Source organism: Glycomyces halotolerans (genome assembly GCF_054779575.1).
The window spans coordinates 19615-25667 of the sequence record NZ_BAAGXZ010000008.1 but is presented as its reverse complement, the minus strand read 5'-3'; the positions used below and the strand labels follow the sequence as shown (position 1 = coordinate 25667).

The following is a 6053-nucleotide window of genomic DNA, read 5'->3' as shown; positions in this document are numbered from 1 at the left end:
CCCCGCCGGTCCGCCGGCCGACACGTCTCTGAACGCGCTGACCTCGAGAGGGGGTGTCCCGCATGACCCTTACCGTTCGCAAGCTCGAGCCGGTGCTTACCAGCGCCTCGGCCCAGTGCAGCGCCCCTGCCTGACGCAACGCGCCCACGGGCGCCTGAGAGGCGGTCCGGTCCGGACGGACCGGACCGCCGCCCCCTAAGGCGCGTTTAACAGCCCCGACCGGACCGGACACAGGAACGCTCATGATTGAATCCCCATTGGACGAGCAGGTCGCGCTGAGGGAGTTCACGCACCGCCACGACGGCGACGAGGTCACGATCGCCCTCACCGGCAAGGACGTGTTCCTCTCCATCCCCGTCGAAGGCTTCCGGCTGCTCGAGTGGCTCCGCGACGGCGCGACCGTCGCCGAGGCCTCCGAGCGGTTCGAGCGGGAGTTCGGCGAGGCGCCCGAGATCGGCGGCTTCCTCGACGCCCTGCGGGCCGAAGGGTTCATCGCCGATCCCGGGACCGAACCCCAAGCGGCCGAATCCGAACCCGCCACCGACGGCCGCGGCCACCTGCAGTGGCTCACGCCCCGCACCGCGCGCCTGTTCGTCAACCCCGTCGTCGGCGCCGTCAGCGCCCTGATCGTCCTCGCCGGGATCGCCGCCGCGATCTCCCGGCCGCAAGTGGTGCCCCTCGCCGACGGGCTCCAGTTCGAGTCGCACTTCGCGCTCATGACGTGGCTGACGTTCGCCATCGCGCTCTCCGGCGTCATGGTCCACGAGTTCGCCCACGTGATCGCCGCCCGCGCGGCCGGCGCGCGCGCCCGGATCGAGCTGAGCAACCGGATGTACGTCGTGGTCGTGCAGACCGACATGACCGGCGTGTGGATGGCGCCGGCCCGCCAGCGCATGATCGCGTTCCTCGCCGGGCCGATCGTCGACGCCGTCTGCGTCGCGGCCATCATGATCGCGCTCTGGGGCCACGAGACCGGCCGCATCGAACTGGCGCCGATACCGCTCATGCTCCTCGAAGGCGTCGGATTCACCTACATCGCCCGCATCATCTGGCAGTGCCTCATGTTCTGGCGCACCGACTTCTACTACGCCGTCGCCACGCTCCTCAAGTGCAAGAACCTCATGATCGACACCGAGAACCTGCTGCGGAACCTCTGGCGGCGACTGCGGCGCCGCACCGACCTCATCGACCAGAGCGCGGTGCCGCCGAACGAGCGGCGCGCGATCGGCGTCTACGCCTTCATCTGGACCGGCGGCCGCGCCGTCGCCCTGTGGGCCTTCGCGGCCTTCACCGTCCCGCTGCTGATCTACTACACCACCGAGTGCGTCACCTACCTCGCCGGCGCCAACCCCGGATTCGGCTGGGTCGACTTCGCCACCGCCCTCGTGCTCGGCATCGGCACCAACGTCCTCGGCATCGTCCTGTGGGCCCGCCGAGGCGTCCTCGCCTGGCGCCGCAGCCGCGGCAGCGGGGCGGCCGCATGAGCACCGCCGTGGCCTGCTTCCCGCCGGCGGCCGCCGGACCCAGCTTCTTCGCCGGGCTGCGCGGATCGGCGGCGATGAGCGTCGTCGCCGTCGACCTGCCCGGCAAGGAGAAGCGCTGCACCGAACCGGCGCCGGACACCGTGGAGGCCATCGTCGACGGATGCCTCCCGCAGCTCGAGTCCCTCGCCGCCGAGCACGACGACCTCATCCTGTTCGGCCACTGCTTCGGCGCGCTCCTGGCCCACCGCGCCGCGACCCTCCTCGACGGCGCGACCGCCGCCCGGCTCAGCCTCGCCGTCAGCGGCTCGCCGCCTCCCGGCACCCGCGACTGGGACGACTACTCGGGACTCGACGGCGCCGCGTTCGTCGACGCGATGGCCCGCGTGGCCGGCCGCCGCAACCCCGCCCTCGACGACCCCGAGCTGCGGGAGTTCCTGCTCCCCACCGCCCGCGCCGACGTCGCCGCCCACGAACGCTACCGGCCCGAGGCCGCGACCCTGTCGATCCCCGTGCTCGCCCTTCGCGGGGACCGGGACGCGCTGGTCACCGACGACCGCAACCGCGCCTGGGCGAAGGAGACGACCGGCCCCTTCTCCTCCCGCGACATGCCCGGCGACCACCTGTACCTCCTGGAACGCTGGCCCGAACTCGAAGCGGCACTGAAGGAAGCGCTATGACCGGTGGACCCGTCCGCATCGAACGGGCCGTCCTCGACCACTGCCGCCGATCGCCCGAGCGCGTCGCGGTCCGCGGCGAGGCGGCCGACCTCACCTACGCCGAACTCGACGCGCTCAGCGCGAAGGCCGCGGCACGGCTGTCCGAACTGGCCGAACCCGGCGCCCGCGTCGCCGTGCACATGCGGCGCGGCGAGCACCTCGTCGCCGCCCTCCTCGCCGTCCTCCGCGCCGGAGCCGCCTACGTGCCGCTCGACCCGACCCACCCCGAAGGCCGGATCCGCTACATCCTCGACGACACCGGACCGGCGCTCGTCATCACCGACGACGCGAGCCCGGTCGCCGGAGCGAAGTCGGTCCGCTTCGCCGACCTCGTCGACGACGGCGACGCCGCCGACCGCACACCGCCCGCCTCGCCGAGCCGATCGGCGTACATCGTCTACACCTCCGGCACCACCGGGCGCCCCAAAGGCGTCGAGATCGCCCACGGCAGCGTCCTCGCCCTCGTCGACGCCGCCCGCGACGAACTCGACCTGGCCCCCGGCGCCGTGTGGAGCTGGTACCACTCGGTCGCCTTCGACTTCTCCGTCTGGGAGATCTGGGGACCGCTCACGACCGGCGGCACGGTCGCCGTCGTTCCCGAAGCCACCAGGCACGACCTGCAGGCGACCGCCGCGTTCCTCCGCAGCCGCCGCGTATCGGTCCTCAGCATGACCCCGACGGCGTTCCACGCGCTCGCCGAAGTGGCCTCGAGCGAGGCCGAGCCCTCCCCGGACCTCGTCGTGTTCGGCGGCGAGCCGCTCGCCCCGGCGTCGCTGCGCGACTGGAGCGAACGGCACCCGGCCGCCCGGCTGGTGAACATGTACGGGATCACCGAGACCACGGTGCACGTCACCGCCCGCGACGTCGACCGGGACGCCATCGAGGCGAACACGCCCTCGGTCGGCAGGCCGCTGCGCGGCTGGAAGGTCCGCGTCGTCGACGGCGACCTCGCCGACGTCCCGGTCGGCCGCGACGGCGAGATCCTCGTCGGCGGGGCCGGGCTGGCGCTCGGCTACGTCGGCAGGCCCGAGCTCACCGCCGAGCGGTTCGTGACCGACGCCGACGGCGAGCGCTGGTACCGCAGCGGCGACCGCGGGCGGCTGCGGCCCGACGGCGAACTGGAGCATCTCGGCCGCATCGACCGGCAGGTGCAGCTGCGCGGCCACCGGGTCGAGCCGGCGGAGATCGAGGCGGTGCTCGGCTCGCACCCCGAGGTCCGCAAGGCCGTGGTCGTGGCGCGCGAGACCGTCCCCGGCGCCGCGGCGTCGATGCGGCTGGACGCCTTCGTGGAGACCGAGGCGGACCCCGAGTCCCTATCAGAGCACCTGGCGCGTTTCGTGCCCGAGTACATGGTCCCCTCGGCCGTCGTCAAGGTCGACTCGTGGCCCGCGACCGCCAACGGGAAACTCGACGTCGACCGCCTCGTCGAGCGCCTGGAGGCTCCCGGCGGCGCGGACGAGCCCGAAGACCCGCGCACGGCGCTCGTGTCGCAGGTCTGGTCCGAGCTGCTCGGCGCCCGCCCCGGCCCCGACGACGTGTTCTTCGACCGCGGCGGCAACTCGCTGACGGCCGCGACGATGATCGCCCGACTGCGCGCCGAGGGCCATTCGCTGAGCATCGCCGAGCTCTACCGGAATCCGACCGTCCGCGGCCTGGGCGCACTGCTCGCCGAGAAAGCGCCCGACATTCCGCGATGAATTCCGGATCTGCTCAACAGTGGGCAGAACGCAATTCCATTCGTTCCTATGCTCCGAGCATGGGATACGACGATACGGCGACCGCAGCGCCGCGCACATCGCGCGACGACATCGAGTCCGAGATGACCGCCATTGCCGGCCCCCTGCTCGGCAAGAGCGAGGTGAGCGCCGAGAAGGACCTGTTCGACCAGGGCGCCACCTCGCTGTCCTTCGTCCGCCTGCTGGTCGAGGTCAAGCGCCGCTTCGGTGTCGCCGTCGATCCCGTCGCGCTCGACGGCGACGCGAGCATCGGGCGCATCGCCCAGACCGTCCACACGGAACTGACCGATCGAGAATCTTAGGAGTCGACATGTCGTTCGCTGCTTCCGGGCGGACTTTCGCCCTCACGGCGGAGGAGTACCGCGAATTCCACCAGAAGGGCTACTACGGTCCTTTCGACGTCTACGACCCGGATGAAATGGACCGGACCTGGCGTACGGAGCGACTCAACCTCATGGACCGCAGCAACGCCGCTTACGGCGAGGACGCGGCCAGTGGCAACACCAACATCTCCAATTACGACCGCCACCTCGACTCCGCGTTCCTCGCCCGGCACATCGCCCGCCCCGAGATCGTCGACCGCGTCACCGGCGTCCTCGGCGAGGACGTGTTCTGCTGGCGCACCGAGTTCTTCCCCAAGTACCCCGGCGACGAGGGCACCGACTGGCACCAGGCCGACACCTTCGCCAACGCCTCGGGCGCCCCGCAGATCCTGTGGACCGGCGACGAATCGGCCCACTTCGGCGGGACGATCACCGTCTGGACCGCCTTCACCGAGTCCAACGAGGACACCGGCTGCCTCCAGTTCATCCCCGGCACGCACGAGACGATGGTCTACGACGAGAGCCGCAAGATGTACTACGACCCCAACCGCATCAACCGCGAGGTCAAAGGCGGCGTGCGCCGCGGCTTCTTCGGCTACGACTACCGCGACCTCCAGATCGACCCCGACTTCACCCCCGACGAGTCGAAGGCCGTCTCGATGGTGATGCGCCCGGGCCAGGCGATCATGTTCTGGTCCACCCTCATGCACGCCTCCCTGCCGCACAACGGCAGCACCGACGCGATGCGGATGGGCTTCGCGGCGCGGTACGTCCCCACGTCGGTGCGCATCTACCCCGACACCGACGAGATCATCGAGTACGGCGGCCGGGTCAGCCTCGAACGCTACGGCGCGGTGCTCGTGTCCGGCAAGGACGACTACGGCTACAACAAGACCGTCACCGAGACCACCACCGGCCACCCCTTCGGCGAATGACCGGCGGCGACGGCGGAGTCCGCCGGTTCGAGGTGAAGGTCTCAGGCACGACGGTCCCCGCCTACGGCCGCGGGAGCGCCGACGGACCGGCGGTCGTCCTCGTCGTCCCCTGCGGGTACCCGGCCGAGCTGTGCGAGGCGTGGATGCGCGTCCTGGCCTCCGACCGCCTCGCTCTCACCTGGGAGACCCGCGGCATGTTCGGCGGCGACCTCGCTCCCGACGAGTTCGACGCGCTCGGATGCTCGGTCGACGACCAGGCCGAGGACCTGTGGGCCGTCCTCGACGCGGCCGGCGTCGAGCGGGCGCACCTGATGGGCCTGTGCGGCGGCGCCGTGATCGCCGCGCGGGCCGCCGGGCTCCGGCTCGACGCGGTCGAGTCACTGAGCCTGTGGCACGGCGACTTCTCCGGCAGCCTCGGCGTCCTCACCGAACACCAGCGGAACTTCAAGGCGCTGCTGGAGATGGCCGCCTCCAGCCGCGACGACGCCGCGCTCATCCGCGAGTCGCTCATGAGCCTCGCCCTCGACGGGCTCCCGGCCGGCACGGCGCGGCTGCTCGCCTCGCCGTACGGCAGCGACGAGCGGTTCTACCGCTACGCGGTCCTGGTCGAGGCGACGATGACGGCCGACATCGGCGTCCTGCTGCCGCGGCTGACCGTCCCGGCCATGCTGGTGACCAGCGACGACGACCACACCGCCCACCCGGACGGCAGCCGCTGGGCCGCGCGGGCCCTGCCGAACGCGCGACTGCGGATGCGCGGCGGCGGCGACCACCTGAGCGCGTTCGCGGCCGACGCCGAGTGCCGGCGCCTGCTGGCCGACTTCCTGAACGAGAACGCACGCCGACCGAGAAGGTGATC

Annotated in this window: 6 protein-coding genes; all 6 read left to right on the top strand. The window is 71.7% G+C overall.

The genetic code is table 11. The annotated features are described in order from the left end of the window. Positions 1-242: 242 nt before the first annotated feature. Genes ACYVL2_RS09005 through ACYVL2_RS08980 form a run of 6 tightly spaced genes read left to right on the top strand, consistent with a single transcriptional unit; the run spans position 243 to position 6051 of the window. Positions 243-1484, top strand: a complete 1242-nt coding sequence (locus ACYVL2_RS09005; protein ID WP_460542383.1) for a hypothetical protein — start codon at positions 243-245, stop codon at positions 1482-1484. Beyond that, positions 1481-2161 carry a thioesterase II family protein gene (locus tag ACYVL2_RS09000; protein WP_460542381.1) on the top strand — a complete coding sequence of 227 codons (681 nt, stop codon included), beginning with the start codon at positions 1481-1483 and terminating at the stop codon, positions 2159-2161. The genes ACYVL2_RS09005 and ACYVL2_RS09000 overlap by 4 nt, the downstream gene beginning before the upstream one ends. Further along, positions 2158-3897 (top strand): non-ribosomal peptide synthetase, encoded by a 1740-nt coding sequence (locus ACYVL2_RS08995; protein WP_460542379.1) that lies wholly within the window; start codon positions 2158-2160, stop codon positions 3895-3897. The genes ACYVL2_RS09000 and ACYVL2_RS08995 overlap by 4 nt, the downstream gene beginning before the upstream one ends. Positions 3898-3956: 59 nt before the next feature. Then, positions 3957-4238 carry an acyl carrier protein gene (locus tag ACYVL2_RS08990; protein ID WP_460542377.1) on the top strand — a complete coding sequence of 94 codons (282 nt, stop codon included), beginning with the start codon at positions 3957-3959 and terminating at the stop codon, positions 4236-4238. An 8-nt stretch (positions 4239-4246) separates the two neighbouring features. Beyond that, positions 4247-5194, top strand: a complete 948-nt coding sequence (locus ACYVL2_RS08985; RefSeq protein ID WP_460542375.1) for a 2OG-Fe(II) oxygenase family protein — start codon at positions 4247-4249, stop codon at positions 5192-5194. Then, positions 5191-6051: an alpha/beta fold hydrolase gene (locus tag ACYVL2_RS08980; protein WP_460542373.1), complete on the top strand. Its 861-nt coding sequence runs from the start codon at positions 5191-5193 to the stop codon at positions 6049-6051. Before ACYVL2_RS08985 ends, ACYVL2_RS08980 begins: the two co-directional genes overlap by 4 nt. The last annotated feature ends 2 nt before the right edge of the window (positions 6052-6053 follow it).

Coding starts and splice junctions, on each gene's coding strand:
- ACYVL2_RS09005 (WP_460542383.1), top strand. CDS start 243: ATGATTGAATCCCCATTGGACGAGCAGGTCGCGCTGAGGGAGTTCACG.
- ACYVL2_RS08980 (WP_460542373.1), top strand. CDS start 5,191: ATGACCGGCGGCGACGGCGGAGTCCGCCGGTTCGAGGTGAAGGTCTCA.
- ACYVL2_RS08995 (WP_460542379.1), top strand. CDS start 2,158: ATGACCGGTGGACCCGTCCGCATCGAACGGGCCGTCCTCGACCACTGC.
- ACYVL2_RS08985 (WP_460542375.1), top strand. CDS start 4,247: ATGTCGTTCGCTGCTTCCGGGCGGACTTTCGCCCTCACGGCGGAGGAG.
- ACYVL2_RS08990 (WP_460542377.1), top strand. CDS start 3,957: ATGGGATACGACGATACGGCGACCGCAGCGCCGCGCACATCGCGCGAC.
- ACYVL2_RS09000 (WP_460542381.1), top strand. CDS start 1,481: ATGAGCACCGCCGTGGCCTGCTTCCCGCCGGCGGCCGCCGGACCCAGC.